The 18520-nt window shown below is 61.7% G+C and carries 15 protein-coding genes; 8 read left to right on the top strand and 7 right to left on the bottom strand.

Annotated features, from left to right (window positions below):
• Window positions 1–93 precede the first annotated feature (93 nt).
• From RCO31_RS11070 to RCO31_RS11050, 5 genes are read right to left on the bottom strand one after another with little or no spacing between them, the layout of a single operon-like run.
• Complete coding sequence (locus RCO31_RS11070; protein ID WP_308968377.1) at window positions 94–903, bottom strand: ABC transporter permease; 810 nt, start codon at window positions 901–903, stop codon at window positions 94–96.
• A complete protein-coding gene (locus tag RCO31_RS11065) occupies window positions 893–1750 on the bottom strand; it encodes an ABC transporter permease (protein ID WP_308968376.1) in 858 nt (285 codons plus the stop codon). Before RCO31_RS11065 ends, RCO31_RS11070 begins: the two co-directional genes overlap by 11 nt.
• Window positions 1751–1759: 9 nt before the next feature.
• On the bottom strand, window positions 1760–2803 hold the full coding sequence (locus tag RCO31_RS11060) for an ABC transporter substrate-binding protein (RefSeq protein WP_308968375.1): 1044 nt from the start codon (window positions 2801–2803) through the stop codon (window positions 1760–1762).
• A 1-nt stretch (window position 2804) separates the two neighbouring features.
• The gene (locus RCO31_RS11055; RefSeq protein WP_308968374.1) at window positions 2805–3917 is read right to left on the bottom strand and encodes an ABC transporter ATP-binding protein; all 1113 of its coding nucleotides are present in this window, start codon (window positions 3915–3917) and stop codon (window positions 2805–2807) included.
• Window positions 3914–5443 carry an amidohydrolase family protein gene (locus RCO31_RS11050; protein WP_308968373.1) on the bottom strand — a complete coding sequence of 510 codons (1530 nt, stop codon included), beginning with the start codon at window positions 5441–5443 and terminating at the stop codon, window positions 3914–3916. The genes RCO31_RS11055 and RCO31_RS11050 overlap by 4 nt, the downstream gene beginning before the upstream one ends.
• A gap of 205 nt (window positions 5444–5648) precedes the next feature.
• On the opposite strand from RCO31_RS11050, the gene RCO31_RS11045 reads away from it, so the two are divergent.
• The 6 genes from RCO31_RS11045 to RCO31_RS11020 all read left to right on the top strand — a co-directional run bounded on the left by RCO31_RS11045 (window position 5649) and on the right by RCO31_RS11020 (window position 13989).
• Window positions 5649–6416 (top strand): GntR family transcriptional regulator, encoded by a 768-nt coding sequence (locus tag RCO31_RS11045; RefSeq protein ID WP_308968372.1) that lies wholly within the window; start codon window positions 5649–5651, stop codon window positions 6414–6416.
• Between the two features lie 9 nt (window positions 6417–6425).
• Window positions 6426–7808 carry an amidase gene (locus RCO31_RS11040; RefSeq protein WP_308968371.1) on the top strand — a complete coding sequence of 461 codons (1383 nt, stop codon included), beginning with the start codon at window positions 6426–6428 and terminating at the stop codon, window positions 7806–7808.
• A gap of 805 nt (window positions 7809–8613) precedes the next feature.
• Window positions 8614–9072 (top strand): tripartite tricarboxylate transporter TctB family protein, encoded by a 459-nt coding sequence (locus RCO31_RS11035; RefSeq protein ID WP_308968370.1) that lies wholly within the window; start codon window positions 8614–8616, stop codon window positions 9070–9072.
• 16 nt (window positions 9073–9088) lie between these two features.
• On the top strand, window positions 9089–10588 hold the full coding sequence (locus RCO31_RS11030; protein ID WP_308968369.1) for a tripartite tricarboxylate transporter permease: 1500 nt from the start codon (window positions 9089–9091) through the stop codon (window positions 10586–10588).
• Window positions 10589–10790: 202 nt separating this feature from the next.
• On the top strand, window positions 10791–12605 hold the full coding sequence (locus RCO31_RS11025) for an ATP-binding protein (RefSeq protein ID WP_308968368.1): 1815 nt from the start codon (window positions 10791–10793) through the stop codon (window positions 12603–12605).
• The gene (locus RCO31_RS11020) at window positions 12598–13989 is read left to right on the top strand and encodes a sigma-54 dependent transcriptional regulator (RefSeq protein WP_308968367.1); all 1392 of its coding nucleotides are present in this window, start codon (window positions 12598–12600) and stop codon (window positions 13987–13989) included. Before RCO31_RS11025 ends, RCO31_RS11020 begins: the two co-directional genes overlap by 8 nt.
• Window positions 13990–14052: 63 nt before the next feature.
• On the opposite strand, the gene RCO31_RS11015 is transcribed toward RCO31_RS11020, so the two are convergent.
• Window positions 14053–15183, bottom strand: coding sequence for a zinc-binding dehydrogenase (locus RCO31_RS11015; protein ID WP_308968366.1), 1131 nt, complete (start codon window positions 15181–15183; stop codon window positions 14053–14055).
• 166 nt (window positions 15184–15349) lie between these two features.
• Window positions 15350–16312 carry a tripartite tricarboxylate transporter substrate binding protein gene (locus tag RCO31_RS11010; protein WP_308968365.1) on the bottom strand — a complete coding sequence of 321 codons (963 nt, stop codon included), beginning with the start codon at window positions 16310–16312 and terminating at the stop codon, window positions 15350–15352.
• A gap of 199 nt (window positions 16313–16511) precedes the next feature.
• Here RCO31_RS11010 and RCO31_RS11005 point away from each other — a divergent pair, with 199 nt between their 5' ends.
• Window positions 16512–17681 (top strand): acyl-CoA dehydrogenase family protein, encoded by a 1170-nt coding sequence (locus tag RCO31_RS11005; RefSeq protein WP_308968364.1) that lies wholly within the window; start codon window positions 16512–16514, stop codon window positions 17679–17681.
• 42 nt (window positions 17682–17723) lie between these two features.
• Complete coding sequence (locus tag RCO31_RS11000; RefSeq protein WP_308968363.1) at window positions 17724–18506, top strand: enoyl-CoA hydratase-related protein; 783 nt, start codon at window positions 17724–17726, stop codon at window positions 18504–18506.
• Window positions 18507–18520: the final 14 nt, after the last annotated feature.

Raw genomic sequence — 18520 nt, 5'->3', positions numbered from 1 at the left:
CGACGAGGGAAACGGCCACCCGGGCGCCGTTCGGCCAGATGATGTCCGGCCTCGAGCGCCCGTAACCGCATAGATTCCTAACGATTGCCATGGTCAGCGGGCTCCGACCTGCCGCGTGACGCCGCCGAAAGCCTCGGCGCAGATCAGGCCGATGAGCGTCACGATGACGATCACACCGGACATCGCGGCAACACGCACGTCGAGGCTGCCCTCCAGGATCGCCCAGAGCTTGATCGGCAGAACCTCGGTCCGAGCATCGGCGAGAAACAGCGAGACGGGAACGTTATCAAACGATGACAGGAAAGCTACGAAGGCGCTGGCGAGGATACCGCGCTTGATCAACGGCAACGTGACCCGGCGAAACGTATACCAGCGGCTCGCCCCGAGACTGAGCGAGCAGGTGATCAGGATCGGATTGAGCTGCTGGATCGATGCACCGACCATGCGAATGACGAACGGCACGCAGATGATCGTATGGCCTAGCACCAGCGTCGCGACCGACAACCGGATTCCAAGCACATTGAATACCAGCAGAAGCGACAAGCCGAACGCCATCGCAGGCAAGACCATCGGCGACATGAACAGTGCGTCGAGAACGCGGGCGACCTTCGACTGATTGCGCGCGAGACCGATGGCGGCCACACCTCCGAGGATCGTCGAGAGCAAGGTTGCAAGTCCCGCTACTTTCAAGCTGGTCAGCGCCGGCTCGATGATCTCGCGGGATTGAAGCAGCTCGAGGTACCAGCGTAGCGACCAGCTCGACGGAGGAAACTTCAACGTGATGCCGCCGGTGAACGAGATCACAAGCACGACGAACGTCGGCGCGAGCAGAAGCAGCATGCCGAATGCGGCAAGTGCGTGGACGGCGGCGTCGTAGAAACGATCGGCAAGGCTAGACTGCATCGATACCCCGTGCGAAGCGGCGCGAGGTTGTACCGACCAGGAACACGATTCCGATCACTGCAACCGTGAAGATCAGCGACAGCGCTGCCGAGAACGGCCAGTCCTGCACGCCGACGGCCTGCTGATAGATATACGACGGCATCAGGACGATGCGGCCGCCGCCGACGAGCGTCTGGGTGATGAAGGCCGTCGCGGCCGCCGCAAACACCAGGAGCCACCCGGCGATGGCTCCCGGCACCGTCAGCGGAAGCACCACCGTGAAAAAGATGCGAAAGCGCCCCGCTCCGAGTCCTTCTGCGGCTTTAACAAGGTTTGGATTGAGCCGCAGCAAGCTGTTGATCACCGGCAGCGCCATCAGCGGAAGCTGGATTTGCGTCAGGGCGACAACCAGACCGCCCCATGTGTAGAGCAGGCGCGCTGGACTATCCCACAACCCCAGCGTCAGCATCGTCGAGTTCACGATGCCATCGCGTCCCAGGATAACGATCCACGCAAAAGTGCGCACCACCGAGCTCGTGAGCAGTGGAAGTATGATGAGGAACGTGATGAGCGCACGCCCAATCTTCCCGCTGCCGAGATAAGCCAATCCGATCGGATACGCGAGCAAGAGAGATAGCATGGCGACTTCGGCGCCAAGCAGTAGCGTCTCCAGCAGGACCGTTACGCTAAACTGATCGCGAAAAAACTTCACATACTGAATCGGCGACAGTTCCAGAAACTGCGGAGTACGAAACAGGCTGATGAAGACAAGCACGATGAGCGGCAGCACGAAGGCGGCGAGGAACAGCGCCGCCAGCGGCAATGCTGGCAGCAATTGTCTCGGCTCATGCGTGGCGGATCCGGACATCGCAAACTGCTAGATGCGGACTTCCTTAGTGAAACGAGTGATCCATTCGCCGCGCAGCGGCTGGAATTTTGTCCAGTCGAGCAGCACGCTCTTTGCTACCAGATCGTCCACGCTCTTCGCCACAGTCAGGTTGGCGCCGGTGAGTGGTACGTTCTTGTTGGTGGGCATCATCACCCATGGTGAGGCTTCAAGCGCCTTCTGCACTTCGAAGGACATGACCGCGTCGAGGTAATCGAGGACCAGTTTCGGGGCCTGATTGTTCTTGACGATCTGTGCGCTGGAACGAACGGCAACGGCGCCGGTCTTTGGACTGGCAAACGCGATATCAACGCCCTTCGCGGCGAGCAGTGCCACGTTGTTCCAGTAGTTGAATGCGATGTCGATCTCGCCCTGCTGAAACAGGGCGGCCAGCGCACCAGGCGAGGCCGCAATCGCACCGACGTTTGGCAGCAACTTCTTCATCGCCTCGAATGCCGGCTCGATGTTCGTCTCCGAACCGCCATTCATTTTGGCGATTTCGACCATGAACGCAGTTCCGAGGCTGGAGCCGAGACCCGTGATGCCGACACGCCCCTTGTACTCGGGCTTCCACAAGTCTTCCCAGGACGTCGGCGGCGTTTTGACCTTCTTGGGATTGTAGGCGATCCCGATGAGCTGGACGGTGATGACCGGTGCATAGCCGTCAGGGTGACGGAAAGCTTGCGGGATGTCGGCAAAACCCTTGGACTTCTCGGCAGGAAACTTCTCGAGGACGCCGCTCTCGATCGCCGGGACCAGAGGACCCTCATCGAACAGCACGACATCGAAGGGCGGTGCGTTGCGCGAAGCCTGGATTTTTCCGATCTGATCAACGCCAAGCAACGGCGTGAAGCTGACGCTTCCGCCACTTGACTTCGCGAAAGCTGGACCGACGACGCCCTTGAAGGCTTCATCAAAGCTGCCCGGATATGTGGTCGCGACGATCTGAGTTGCCGCGTGGGACATGTCGGAGAAGCCGATGCCGGCAGCCAAAGCGGCCGAGTTGCCGAGAAACGCGCGTCGAGAGAGGTTCATATCAGAACTCCTTTGCTCCATTCACAGAAAAGGTCTCCGCAGGCGCGCTGAACACGCCAACGGCGGTCATGTCGTTGATGGCGACCCATGCGCCGGATCCGACCCGGGCATGGGCGATGGACGACAACCGAGCCTGATTAATCTTGACGGCCTCACCTGTAGGCGTGACGCCCTCAACGACGTTGACGGATCCGAGCGGCATCGTCGCGCGAACGGTTATCGGGATCGCACCCGGCTTATTGGAATCGACAAGGGAGATATTCTCCGGCCGAACTGAGAGCACCACGGCGCTGCCACGACAATGCTGTGTGGACTTCGCCAGGCGGATTTCCGGCCCTGCGGCGAGCCGCACGCAGTCGTCCGCCGTTACAGATCCCCGCAAGAAATTGGCGTGTCCGATGAAGCTGTTGACGAACAGGCTTGCCGGTCGGTCGTAAAGTGCATCGGGCGCGTCGATCTGCTCGATGCGCCCCTTGTTGAGAACGACGATCCGGTCCGCCATCGACAGGGCCTCTTCCTGATCGTGCGTGACCATGATCGAGGTGACGCCATAGCCTTTCAAGAGACTCTTGATTTCGATCTGCATATCGAGCCGCAGATTCTTGTCGAGCGCCGAGAACGGCTCGTCGAGCAGGACGAGCCCTGGCTCAATAGCCAGCGCGCGTGCAAGGGCAACACGCTGCTGTTGTCCGCCGGATAACTGTCCCGGCAACCGCGAAGCGAAGCCCCCCATTTGGACGAGATCGAGCATCTCGGCGACGCGTGTCTTGACGATCGCGCTCGACGTCTTGCGCGCACGCAGGCCATAGGCGACGTTCTCGAACACGCTCAGATGCGGAAACAAGGCATAGTTCTGAAACACCATGCCAATTCGACGTCGGTTAGCCGGAATGCGCTCTACCCGGTTGCCATCGAACAGCACCTCACCCTTCGTGGGTCGCAGGAAGCCCGCAATGATCTGCAGCATGGTGGTCTTGCCGCACCCCGATGGCCCGAGCAACGCGATCAGCTCTGCCGCCGCAATCGAGAGGCTGACGTCCTCCAGCGCGATCGTTGAACCGAAGGCATGCCCGACACCTTCGAGCGCGAGCGCATGACCGCGTGTGTTGCTCATGAGCAGCAGCCCGTCGTAACGTAATCGCCGACGACACCGCGCGTGACGTCCGAGCTGATCGGCAGCGACAGGCAGCGCTCGTAGATGCGTTCAAGCCCCTCGAGCAGAGGCTGCGACGACGCCTCGGAGGCGCAGATGCGATCCAGAAGGTTTTCGTGTGCCGCTTTGAATTTTGCGATGAGACTGGCTTCATTGACCGTGGTCAGGCGCCCATCGCGCATGACCACTCGCCCGTCAACAACAACCGCATCGATCCCCGCTCCGGCTTCGCCGTGAACAAGTTGGCGGACTGGCACATTCAAGGGAACCATCGGCATGCTCGATTTCCGGTAGAGAACCAGATCGGCCTTGTATCCCGGAGCAAGACGGCCGATTTCGTGCTCGCGCCCGAGCGCCCGTGCGCCTCCGATAGTCGCGGCGTCCCAGATCTCGGCCGCGGTCGGCCATGCGCGGTGATCCGTCGTTCGTATGCGGCCGATCCCGGCTCCGAATTTCAAGGTCAACAGCATAGAGCATGTGAACGTGACGCCGCAGCCGTCCGATCCCATGCTGACATTGATACCGGCATCACGCAGCGCGCGAAAATCCGCCGCGCCCGAGCCTATCGACGCGTTGCTCCACGGATTGTACTGAACGCTCGCGCCGGATTTCGCGATCAGCTCTCGGTCGCGCGGCGAAAGCCAAACGCCATGTACCAAAGCCGTGGCCGATTTCAGGAAGCCGAGCGCGTCGAGATGCTCGACCATGCTCTTGCCCCAGAAAAGCTCGGCGGTGACCGCCTGCATTCGCGTTTCGAGGACATGCACGATGACCGGCAGATCGAGTTCGTCGGCAAGCGCGCGACATGCGCGAAGGAAATCATCCGTACAGCGCTGCGGTGCGGACGGCGCCACGATGACACCGACACGCGCCGAGCGCGGGTGGTGTGTTTTCGCGAGATCGCGCACAAGTTCGAGCAGCGCGCCGCCTCGCGGCCGCGGCAGGCCGCGCAACCATTGCAGGGTATCCGGCGCGAAGCTTTCCTCGACGAACGGCCAGCTATCAACCACAGGCTTGTCGATCATCGAGAAGCCGAGATAGACGCGCAGGCCCGAGTCCTCGTATGCCTGAAGCGCAGCTTCAACATGGCTGCGGTCGAAGGTCTGACCTAGGCTCATGTCGTCGACGATGGTCGTCGCACCGGTCCGCAACGACTCGATAGCCGTCATCATTGTCCGCAGGTAGATCTCGTCGGCGGTCACCGGCAATGGCACGACCGGCCGCAGATGCGCCATCATCACTTCCATGGGCAGGTTCTCGACCCGCCCCTTGATGAAGTGGTCCCAGGAATGAAGATGACCGTTGATGAGACCGGCCGTCGCAATCAGATCGCCGCCTGCGATGCGCTCGTCGGCCTGCCCGATGGTGCCCGCTGGCTCGATGGCCTTGATGCGATCGCCGTCGATCAGGACATCATGCCGCTCGGACGTAACCGGCGAGGTCCCGTCCCGCATAACTGTCACACCACTCAGCAACACACTTGCCATCACACCCTCTCGGAAGAGCCAGGTGCAATCGCCATGCCAACGCGACGAGCCGGCCATCTCCTTGATTTTGCTGTCGGCAGACATTGGCGCCAATTATTGGCGCCAATGGAGTGGCTAAATTGTTGTCACTAGCTGCGCGAATTTGGAGCAGGAACTTCGCGCCGATCGGTGTCAATATCGGCGACGGATTCGCAAGATCGAAGGCATGAAGCGAACTCATACAGTGAAGCGCAAGCGGAAGCGCGCAGGACCGTCGTCGCCGCTTCTCGATCCGCGCAATATGGACGACGATCCGGTCGTCCAGGGCATCCTTACGGCCATCAGTCAAAAGCGGCTGAAGCCTGGCACAAAACTCGGCGAAGATCGCCTCGCCAAGGCGCTCGGCACCACGCGCATTCATATCCGGCAGGCGCTCGCGCATCTTGCCTCGCGCAAGATCGTTATGCAGTTCCTCAACCGCGGGGCCTTTGTGTATCGGCCGACTTGGGACGAAGCGCGTGAGATGTTTGCAGCACGACGCGTGATCGAGGCGGCCACGGTGAGTGCCGCGATCGACCTGCTGGACAAGAACGGCCGGGCGGAGCTGAAGGCCCATATGGCGCGCGAGGCCGGTCACGACCGCAACGATCGCTGGGCATCCCTGTCGCTGACGGCGGACTTTCACATCCTGATCGCCAAGCTGGCGGGCAATCGCGTTCTGCTCGACATGACGCGCGAGCTGATGCTTCGAACGTCGCTGGCGATCGCAACTTTCGAGCGGCCGGGATCGCCGGATTGCTCGCCCGACGCTCACCCGGACATCGGCAGCCTTGTCCTCGCGCGGAACAAGACGGCGGCAATTCACGCCATGGCACATCACCTCGAGGAAATCGAGGAGCGTATCAAACCCGACGGCGACACGCGCGATGACGACGACCTCACGACGATCTTCAAGGAAATCGGCGTCCGCTCAGTGAATTCGGCGAACGCATAGGCGAATGCAATGGCTGACGCTACCCTGCCGCTCAAGACGGCCACTGAACTTGTGAGCGGACTCAGGTCTGGCCGCCTGAGTGCACAAGCTGTCCTCGACGCGCATCTCGATCGGATCGAAAAACTAGACCCCGATCTTTCGGCCTTCATCACGATCGATGCAGACGCGGCACATCGGGAGGCGGAGCGCCTCGACGCAATTCCGGCAGATGCAAGAGGCCTGCTTCACGGCCTGCCCATCGGCGTGAAGGACCTTGTGGACACTGCGTCCTTGCGCACAACGTATGGCTCACTCCTTTACGCCGAACATGTTCCACAGACCGACGATCTCGTGGTCGCCCGCCTGAAGGCGGCCGGTGCGATCATCGTCGGCAAGACAAATACGCCGGAGTTCGGCTTCGGAGCCGTCTGCCAGAACCGGCTTTGCGGCCCGACCCGCAATCTGTTCGACCGAACGCTGACGTCGGGCGGCTCTTCGGGCGGTTCGGCTGTCGCGGTCGCGAGCGGCATGGTGCCGCTCGCACATGGCACCGATTTCGGCGGATCGGTGCGCACGCCAGCGAGCTTCTGCGGCGCCGTCGCCATTCGACCGACGCCGGGACGCATCCCATCTCCGGGTCGGAAGCTCGCCTGGGACACACTCGCAACCCATGGCGCCATGGCGCGAACCGTCGACGATTGCGCCTTGATGTTGACGGCGATGACCGGCTCGCACCCGGATGACCCGACGTCCACCGTTTCGGACGCGCCACAAGCTGTGGGACGGCTGCGAATTGCGGCAACTCATGACTTCGGCATCGCACCGGTCTCTGCGGACGTACGCGAGCGCTTTCAGGAAGCACTCGAGTTCCTCGGGAGCTGTGGGGAGAAGGCTGTTGTCGCTTCACCTGATTGCAGTGGGGCGATCGCCGCATTTAAGACGCTACGGGCTGCGCATGTGTGTCATTCCTACCGGGCTGCGGTAAACACTTCCGACCACCGCCTTACGCCAACGGCGGCGTGGAATGTCGCGCAAGGCGATCGCATTTCCGCACAGGACTATCTGAACGCTGAAGAAATTCGCGGTCGCCTTTATCGCAACTTCAGGGCTTTCTTTGCAGACCATGATCTGTTGATCGCGCCCGCCGCGTCAGTGCTTCCCTGGCCGAACGAGATGTCCGACATCCTTTCGATCGACGGGACGGAGCTGCCCACAATCATCGACTATCTAGCGATAACCTTCATCGTGTCGCTCGTCGGTTTCCCTGTACTGTCGATTCCAGCTCCGCAAGGGAGCCATCGTCTCCCCTTCGGGCTCCAGGTTGTCGCGAGACCTGGAGCGGAAGCAACATTAGTGGCATTCGGCTGCGCCTTGGAAGCCGAAGGCTTTCGTCACCAATTCGCTCGCGAATAATCACACCGTTTTTGGGCGATCACCGTCGCGGTGATCCAGGATCCCGCACGTGTCAGGTGGCTGGCTGTGGCAAATAGCAGGCCGGCTCGACGCGCTGCCTAGCTGAGAAACTTGTCCAAGTCGAATGAAAGCGAGAAATCGTTGGTAGCGGGGGACCGCTACCATCTTTCCCACACCGCACCTACGATAATGCTTCCGCTTCTCTGCGTAAGTGTCAGTTCACAGCTGAAGAGCCACATCGGCGGTGGTGGCTATCCTGTATCCATTGAGATGAGATTAGCTTCGATCATATGGTCCCGGCCAAGCCAACAGGCGGCACGAAGGGGCAGCGCTTCGGCGCAGAGCCGGACCCATACGTCGTGCCGCTTGCAAGTCAACGAGCGCCGGTGGCTTTAACTGCCACCGATCGTATGGGCCCCTGCTTTCGCCTCGTAGCCAAGCGAGTGAAAGCGCACTGAACGCGTAGTAGGAATCGCGAACCTCTTGGCGGCGACTGCCTGGCGGCAGGCAACGCAGTAGGTTGCCGTGCGCGCACGCAGCACCTGCAGGGCCTACTAGCGGATATCCGCGTGTTGTCGTGGCTTGATTGGCATGTTTCCGCCGCTCCTTGCGCGCCCGCAATCCGGCACCCCGCCTAGTTGACTGATTGCAGGGCTGTTTCCCGGCCACGCAGCATATCGCGCGACTGGCACGACGATTGCTCAGCCGACGCGACGCGATCGTTGTCGATGACGATCGATACCGCGCAGGCTTCGATGAACGCAACGCGGTCAATCAAAAGTTCCAAGATGAGGGAGTTGCATCAGTGGTGATCCGTAACCAGCGCGCTTTTGGGGCGGGCGTGCTCTTTCTTGCAGCCGCCTCCTTCTACTTCTTCACCTCGTTCAACTACGTGACGGGCACGGCGGGAAGGATGGGGCCAGGTTTCTTTCCGAAGACGGTCAGCATCCTGCTGGCGCTGGTCAGCGTCGGCATCATCATCTCCGCGGTGTCGCCGAGAGCGACAATCGAGAAGCTGGAGCCGTGGGATTTCAAGGGACTGTTCTGGATTGCGGGTTCGGTGGTCCTGTTCGGAGTTGCACTTGATCCGCTCGGGCTCGTTTGCGCGCTTGTGTTGCTGATCATCGTTTCAAGCCTCGCAAGTCCGGAGTTCGGCTGGCGCGGCGCGATCATCAACACCATCGTGCTGGTGATCTTCTGCCTGGGCGTCTTTGTCTACGGGATCAACCTGCAGTTCCCCGTCTGGCCAGTCTGGTTTCGATAGGCGAGAGTCGTTGCAAATGGACCTCTTCACACATCTCGCCATCGGGTTCGGAACAGCACTGAAGCTGTCCAACCTCGCCTACGCCTTCGTCGGTTGCCTGCTCGGCACCCTGATCGGCGTACTGCCTGGCCTCGGTCCGTTGACGACCATCGCCATGCTCCTGCCGATCACCTACGCGCTGTCGCCGGATGCGGCGCTGATCATGTTGGCGGGCATCTACTACGGGGCACAGTATGGCGGATCGACAACCGCCATCGTTGTGAACCTGCCCGGCGAATCTTCCTCGGTCGTCACCACGATCGATGGTTACCAGATGGCCCGGAAGGGCCGCGCGGGCGTCGCGCTGTCGACCGCCGCTATCGGTTCGTTCTTCGCCGGGTGCGTGGCGACGCTTGCGATTGCCGCACTTGCCACTCCGCTCGCGTCGGTCGCGTTGCAGTTCGGACCCAAGGAATACTTCTCGCTGATGATCCTCGGCCTGCTGCTAGCGACGGTGCTGTCGAACGGGCCGTTCATCGAAGGCGTGGCTATGATCCTGTTCGGCACCCTGCTGAGCCTCACCGGAACCGACGTCAACACCGGCACGCAACGCTTTGCCTTCGATCTTCCGCAGTTGTTCGATGGCCTCGACTTCGTGCCGCTGGCGATGGGCATCTTCGGTTTCGCCGAGATCGTGAAGAACCTCGAGCCGCAGGAAGCGCGTACGGTGATGAACGGAAAGATCACCAGCATGTTTCCGACGCGCGACGACTTCAAGCGGATGTCGCCGGCGATCGTTCGAGGAACGCTGATCGGATCCGTTCTCGGCATTCTGCCCGGCGGCGGCGCGGTGCTTTCTTCCTTCGCATCCTACACGGTGGAGAAGAAGCTCTCGAAACGTCCGGAGGAGTTCGGCAAGGGCGCTATTGAAGGCGTGGCAGGCCCCGAATCTGCCAACAATGCCGGCGCGCAGACATCATTCATTCCGCTACTGACGCTGGGTCTGCCTTCCAACGTTGTGATGGCGCTGATGGTCGGTGCGATGACCATTCACAACATCCAGCCAGGACCGCAGGTGATGACCAAGAACCCCGAACTGTTCTGGGGCCTGATCGTGTCGATGTGGATCGGCAATCTCATGCTGGTGGTCCTGAACCTGCCGCTGGTCGGGCTTTGGGTGAAGCTGCTGACCATCCCTTATCGGTACCTCTACCCGGCGATCATGGTGTTCTGCTGTATCGGCGTCTACTCGCTGAAGAACGACACGTTCGAGGTCTACGAAGCTGCGCTGTTCTGCATCTTCGGCTATCTGCTCATCAAGCTGCAGTTACCACCGGCGCCGATGCTGCTCGGTCTGGTGCTTGGACCGCAGATCGAAGAGAATTTCCGCCGCGCCATGCTGCTCTCGCGCGGCGATGCAACAGTGTTCTTCACTTCGCCGCTCTCGGCAACCTTGCTGGCGGTCGCAGCGATCGCAATCGTCCTGATCACGCTGCCACAGATCAGAGCGACGAGAGAGGAAGCGCTGAAGGAATAACATCGCTGGCGCCGGGCAACTGCGGATGTCGTTGACCGGCGTCAGTTTATCCCCGGGGGAGGTTCCACGACGGCGTGAGAGGACAGCACGATCGCTCGCCTTCCCCGAGCAGCATCTGGACGATAGTGCTCTCCGCCGTGTAGCATTTGATGCATTTTCCTGGGTTTCCTGGCTGGGCATGTCCGTATCGTTCCAATCTTTTATGCAGAAGCGACAGACAGCTGCCTTCGTCCTGCTCGCGCTGCTCCTGGTTCTTGCGGGTTCCTTTTCGGCCCAGCGGCTCTGGCGCGAAAGCGGCCTGCGTGCCTTGCAGGCCATCAACGAACCGCGGATCCAGGTCGTCGCAAATGTCGTGCGGGCGGAAATCAGTCGGCAAGACCACCTGCCATCCGTGCTTTCGTTCGACCCCGATGTGCAGCGTGCTCTTGCCGCGCCGCTAGACACCGCACTGCGCGACAAGCTCAACGACAAACTTGCACGGGTGAGCCGCGAGGCCGACACGCGTGCACTCTACGTGATCTCGCCATCAGGAGAGATCTTCGCCGGAGATGATCCGGCGGGCCTGGATACCCGTGCCGGGCGCGATCTGAGCGGCCGTCCGTATCTTAGAAGCGCCATGGAAACCGGCCGCGGCACCTTTCTTGGCATTGATCAGGCGTCGAACCGCGCCAGCTACTACATCGCCCGCTCAGTCGGCAGTGCGCCCGTGCTCGGGGTAGCCGTGGTTCGCATCGAGTTCGACGGCATCGAGGCGGGCTGGGTAAGAGCCGGCGAGCGGGTGCTGATCACCGACGCAAGCGGGACCGTCTTTCTGTCGAGCGATCCGTCGTTCAAGTACCGCCAGCTCGATGCGGCCGCTCACCATCGGCCCGAAGGAACCGAGCGTAGCGCCTATCCCAATCGGTACAAGAAGCCGATCGATTTTGAGCGGGTCGAGTCGCGCGGCGATGGCCAGGTCGTTCGGGTTCGGACGCCGCAAGGCGAGCACTCGTATCTGTATCAGGCAATGCCGTTGGAGGATTACGGGTGGACGATTCACCGCCTGTCTGATCTCGCTACGATCGAATCCGACGAGCGCGACGGCGCTATCATCGGCGCGGCGATTTCCGTCATCGTCGTATCGGCATTGCTCTACCTGCGGCAGCGGCACGCGGCGCTGGTGGCCGCGCGCAAGGCCAGCGCGGAACTATCGTCAATCGTCGCCGAGCGGACGCGTGAACTGCGCGAAGCCAACGTGGCGTTGCGCTCGGAAGTCGAGGAGCGACGGAGAACCGAGGCGCGGCTCCGTGACACCCAAAATTCGCTCGTGCAAGCCGGCAAGCTCGCGGCACTTGGACAGATGTCGGCAGCGATCGCACACGAGATCAACCAGCCACTGGCCGCAATCCGTACCTTCGTCGCAAGCACAAAGGTCTATTCCTCCCGTGGCGACACCTCGCGCGTCGCGGGCAACCTCGACCTGATCAACGGACTTGCAGAACGGATGGCAAACATCACGTCACACCTGAAGACCTTTGCCCGCAAGAGCGAGCCTGGCCGGGCCGAGACGCTCGATGTGGAACGCGCCGTGCGCGGGGCAATGCTGCTGATCGAGAGCCAGATCGGACTGTCCCGCACGACGATCGAAACATCGGTCCCGCACGGTCTGTTCATCAGGGGCCACACCGTGCAACTGGAGCAGGTCATCGTCAACCTCTTGCAGAATGCAACGCACGCGGTTGCGGGTGTCGCAAAGCCCGTGATCAACCTCTGCGTCAGCGCCACGAACAATGTCGTCAGCATCAAGATCGCAGACAATGGCGGCGGCATTCCACGCGAGCACCTCGACCAGATTTTCGATCCGTTCTTCACCACCAAGGCGATCGGCAAAGGGCTCGGTCTCGGGCTGTCGATCTCCTACGGGATCGTGCGTGATTTCGACGGCGAGATCCGCGCGAGAAACCGCGAGGAGGGCGGCACGGAAATGATCATCGAGCTGCCGAGGTACCACCCCGAAAACGCGCTACTCCATGCCTGACCGCGATCGCGTCCTGCTCATCGATGATGAGATCGCCATGCGTCAGGCGATTGGCCAGTGGCTCAATCTCGCGGGGATCGAGGTTGATTCGCATGCGTCGGCTGCGACCGCGCTCGGTGCGCTGACCGCTGATTTCGACGGCGTGGTTGTGACCGACCTCAAGATGGAAGGCATGGACGGGATGGGATTGCTGCGCCGCGCGCAGGAGGTTGATCCCGACTTACCGGTGATCATGATCACCGGGCACGGCGATATTCCGATCGCAGTCGAAGCGATGCGGCTTGGCGCCTATGATTTTATCGAGAAGCCGTACGAGCCCGAGCGACTGCTCGAAATCGTCCGCCGTTCCATGGAAAAGCGCCGCCTCGTGCTGGAGAACCGCAGGCTGCGCCGGTCGGTGGTCGCGCCCACGCTTGCCTCGCGGATTGTTGGCGTATCGCGCGCTGCGGAGTCGCTACGCGAGCAGGTGGGCGAGCTCGCCGGAACGGACGTGAGCGTCGTCATCTACGGCGAAACCGGGGCAGGCAAAGATCTGGTGGCGCGCTGCCTGCACGATCTTGGGCGGCGCGCGAAGGGCAACTATGTCGCGGTCAATTGCGCGGCGGTTCCGGAAACCATGGCCGAGAGCGAGTTCTTCGGCCATGATGCGGGGGCGTTCACCGGGGCTCTCAGGGCGCGGCCGGGCCGGATCGAGCATGCCCATGACGGGACGCTGTTTCTGGACGAGATCGACAGCATGCCCCTGGCCATGCAGGGCAAGCTGCTGCGCGTGCTGCAAGAGCGGCAGCTCGAACGGCTTGGCTCGAACCGCAGCATCAAGGTCGACTTCCGCGCAGTCGCGGCGAGCAAGATCGATTTGAACGAGGCACAGGGTCGTAACGCATTCCGCTCCGACCTCTATTTCCGCCTATGCGTCGCCGAATTACACATCCCACCGCTGCGCGAACGAGGCGACGATATTCTTTTGCTGTTCGACTACTTCGCCAGTGCTGCTGCCAAGACTTACCAGCGCGAATTCCGGCCGCTCACCGTTGCGCAGTCGGACAAGCTCCTCCGGCGTGACTGGCCCGGAAATATCCGCGAGCTGCGGAACGTCGCCGAACGCCATGTGCTCGGACTCGAGCGTGGGGCGGCGCCTGCATCGGAGCCCGTCCCGGGGCGCACACTTGCGGAACGGGTGGAGGCCTTCGAGAAAGCGACAATAGAGGAGTGCCTGGCCGAATCCGGCGGACGGATCAACCTGGCTATGGAGAAGCTCGGCGTGCCGCGTCGCACGCTGGCCGACAAGATGGCCCGCTATGATCTTGACCGGAAACGTTACGTCGAGGCCGATCAGCAGACGAACGATTCCGATGCGAATCGCAGCAAGCCGCGATCTCGGTAGCCTGGGCTTGTCGCGAGATCAGGAGCGGCGCATCTACTTTACCGTTCCAGTGGGCAACCAGCGCTAGCCGTTTGGCAACAGAATCTGTCGGACGACCTCCCCACGATCGAGCAGATCGAGACTGAGGTTGAGTTTGTCGAAGGCGATCACGTCGCTCTTGAGTTCGTTCACCGGCATCTGCCCCCTCTGATAGAGAGCAAGGTAGCGCGGAATATCACGGCCTGGCACACAGCTTCCCATGAAGGACCCCCGGAACACCTTCTCCTCCGTCACGAGCGCGGCGTGTGCATACTGGTACATCTCATTCGATGCCCCGAGACCCACACAGATCACCTCTCCACCTTTGCGAGTGATCGCGTTGGCCGTCGCCATCGCGGACTTCGCGCCCGACACCTCGAAGGTGAAATCGACTCCGCCTTTCGTCAGATCGAGCACGGCTTCGACCAGATGAGGATCCTGCGCCGGAACCATGTGCGTCGCTCCCAGCTTGTGGGCAAGCGCAAGCTTTCCCTCGTTGATATCGATGCCGACGATGGGCGACGCCCCGGAAACCTTCGCGGCCATGACGGCGTTGAGCCCGACGCCGCCGAGGCCGATCACCGCAACGGCCTGCCCGGGCCTGACCTTGGCGGAGTTGAATACGCTTCCGGCGCCGGTGACGACGGCGCATCCGAACATGGCGGCAACGTCGAGCGGTACGCTCGAATCGATCTTGATCAGCGAATTCGGCACCGTCACCGCATACTGGGCAAATGCCGACACGCCGCTGTAATGAAACACCGGCTGTCCGCTGCGGCTGAGACGACGGGCCCCGTTCGATAGAAGCCCCTGCGTTCTCGGCGCTGTCACGCCCTCACAGAGGACGGGCCGGCTTTCAAAGCAGGGGCGGCATTTGCCGCACCCCGAAACCACGGTCATGACGACGTGATCGCCCGGCCGGAGATCGCCGACATTGCGGCCGACGTCGCGGACGATGCCGGCGCCCTCATGCCCGCCGACCACCGGAAGCTTGCGCCTTCTTAATCCAGCCACCTGCGACAGATCGGAATGGCAGAGACCCGCGGCTTGCACCTCGACAAGAACTTCGTCCTCACCTGGACCGTCGAGTTCGACCTCCTCGATCCTGAACGGTTTTGTTTCGGAATAGGGTTTGGGAAGGCCTTGTTCGTACATGACCGCGGCAGTCATTCGCATGTCGATCAACTCCATCCGGCAACGCTGCATCGCTCCGGCGCGAAGCGAATGCCGCGGAAAGCCGATCCTTCAAGTCGCGGCCGACAGGATCAAGTCAGGATTGCTGCATCCCAGCCCGACAAATCCTCATGTCATAGCGCGCTGCACGACGCTGCATCGCCCGGCTCTATTCGGGTGCGATGCCGGAGCTCTGGATCACCTTGCCGATGCGTTCGAAGTCCTTCTGCATGAACTCCCGAAAATCCCGCTGCACCGGCGGGTTGACGACGCCACCCAGACCGAGAAACTTCTGCCGAAGTGTGGGTTCGGTCAGCACGGACACCGACTTCTCGTACAGAAAATCGACCACGGGCTGGGGCGTCCCGGCAGGCGCAAACAACGCATGATAGTCGAGCGCCTGATAGTTCGGCAGGGTCTCCTTCACCGTCTTGACCCCGGGCAATGCCTCAACCCGGTCATCGCCCGTGATCGCCAGCGCCTTCAGCCGGCGGTCCTGTATGAAGGCCAGCGACTGCGCGACCGAACTGACGATGACATCGACGCGCCCCTGCGACACGTCGAGCATGCCCTGCAGGCCGCCCTTGTAGGGCACGCGCAGCAGATCCAAGTTGGCCTCCTTCGCGAGCGTAAGCATTCCCAATTCGCCATAGTAGGCGAAGCTGAGCTGTCCCGGCGACTTACGCGCGAGATCGATGAAGTCCTGCAAGTTGTTTGCAGGGTGGTCGGCACGCGTGACGATCGCGGCCTGCAGGAGGCAGGTCTGCGTGATCGGCACGAACGACTCGATCGGGTGAAAAGGACGTTCCTTGAAAAGGTAGTATGAATTGATCATGAGGTTGCCTAGCGTATAGAGCAACGTGTACCCGTCCGGCCGCGCCTTCGCGACCACCGTACCGCCGATCATTCCGGCAGCGCCGCCTCTGTTATCGACAATGACCTTCTGCCCGATGCCGTTTCCCAGCGCCTCTGCAAACATGCGCGCGAGAGAATCCGTTCCGCCACCCGCCGGATAGGGCAGGACAATCGTGACGAGGCGCGACGGATAGGTCTCCGCGCCCGCAGATCGCGCGGATGACAGCACGGCCGGAGCAGCCAAAAGGCCCGTACAAAACATTCGACGATCGAGCATTCCCCACCTCTTTGTCGCTTTTTGAAGCTGCCGCCGCATTGTCCCGGCGATTCTCTGTGTGCCACCGCAAGAAACGCTCCAGGCGCCTGTTGCGAAGGCTGAGTTGTTCTATTAATAGTCCAACCATCCTAGATCGGTCAATGCGTCCCGCGGCCCCTGCTCTTGCGACGCGAACCGGGAATGCTGAACGAGGTACAGAATGAGCGGCCTGGAGATGACGCCGGAGCGGCAACAGATCAAGAACGCCGTCGAGGAGATCTGCAATCGCTACGACGACAAGTATTGGCGCGAGCTTGATCGGACGCACACGTTTCCGGAGGAGTTTCGTGCGGAGATCGCCAAGGGCGGCTGGCTTGGCATCGCGATGCCGCAGGAGTACGGCGGCGCCGGCCTCGGGATCACCGAGGCGGCGCTCTTCATCCAGACGGTGGCAGGCTCGGCCGGCACACAAGCGGCAGCGTCCGCCGTCCAGATCAATATCTTCGGGCCTCATCCCATCGTCGTTCACGGCACCGACGAGCAGAAGCGCCGCATGTTGCCCCCGCTCATCAACGGAGAGCATCGCTGCGCTTTCGGCGTCACCGAGCCGGACGCCGGTCTCGATACGACACACATCAAGACACGCGCAGTCCTGAAAGACGGACGTTACATCGTCAACGGACAGAAAGTCTGGACGACAACCGCACAGACCGCGAGCAAGATCCTGCTGCTGACGCGAACCACCTCGTATGAGAACAGCAAGCGCCCCACCGACGGAATGACGTTGTTCTACACCGATTTCGATCGCAGCCGCATCAAGGTCACCGAGATCGACAAGATGGGGCGCGCCGCCGTCGACTCGAACTCGATCTTCATCGAAGATCTGTCTATCCCGGTCGAGGACCGCGTCGGCCGCGAGGGCGAGGGATTCAGGATTCTTCTCGATGGCCTGAATCCCGAACGTATCCTGATCGCCGCCGCCTGCGTCGGCATCGGACGCCGCGCCCTCGAGAAGGCCGCTGCCTACGCCAACGAGCGCCACGTCTTCGGCCGCCCGATCGGAAAGAACCAGGCTATTCAGCATCCGCTGGCGGAGAGCTGGATGGAACTCGAAGCGGCCGACCTGATGGTCTGGCACGCCGCTCGTCTTTACGACACCGGCCAGCCGTGCGGAGCATACGCCAATGCCGCCAAATATCTGGCCGCCGAGGCATCATTCCGTGCGTGCGACCGGGCCGTTCGGACCCACGGCGGCTTCGGCTACGCCAAGGAATACAACGTCGAACGCTACTTCCGGGAATCGATGCTGCCGCGCATCGGACCGGTCACGCGCGAACTGATCCTCTGCTTCATCGCCGAGAAGCAGCTTGGCCTGCCGAAATCATACTAGTTCGGTGCTCAACCCCCTCCAAATGCAGGTCTCAGGTGTTGCATGACAGCAGATGACGACGTTCTCTTCAGCCGGCGAGGGCCGATCCTTCGCATCACCATCAATCGCCCGCAGCGTCGCAACGCCCTGACGGACCGCGTCTTCCACCTGATGACGGATGCCCTCGTCGCGGCGCCGAAGGATGGCACGACACGTGCGATCGTCATCACCGGTGCCGGCGATCGTTCGTTTTGCGCCGGCGCCGATCTTACGCCCGGCGACACGCCGTTTGTCCCCGACTATTCGCAACTGAGCACGCCGTTCGCGAATCTCCTTCGGGCGGCGGTCAACTGCGATCTGCCTCTGATCGCTCGCGTCAATGGCTATTGCTTTGCGGGCGGCATGGGCATCTTCGGAATATGCGACCTCGCGGTCGCAGCCGACACCGCCTCGTTCGGCTTGCCGGAGGCGAAGATCGGGATTTTTCCGATGCAGGTGCTAGCTGTCCTGAGGGACATCCTGCCTGCGAGGGTGCTGCAGGAGCTGTGTTACACGGCCAAGCCGCTGTCTGCGATCCGCATGCTGGAGCTCGGCACCCTCAATGCCGTCGCACCGGCCGACAAGCTGGACGAGGCCGTCGACAGTCTCACCAATACGATCGTCGGCAACTCACCGGCGGCTATCCGCAGAGGCAAGTATGCGCTGCGAGCGATCGCCGGCATGTCCTTCCAGCAGATGATGTCCTTCACCGAGACCGCCCTGACGTCGATGATCATGACGGAGGACGCCAAGGAAGGTCTGCGCGCGTTCAACGAACGACGCCCCCCACAGTGGAAAGACCGATAAGCAAGGAAGCAGAC

Origin of the sequence: Bradyrhizobium sp. LHD-71 (assembly GCF_031157255.1) — a bacterium.
Classification (GTDB): Bacteria; Pseudomonadota; Alphaproteobacteria; order Rhizobiales; family Xanthobacteraceae; genus P52-10.
This window is presented reverse-complemented; position numbering and strand designations above follow the sequence as displayed.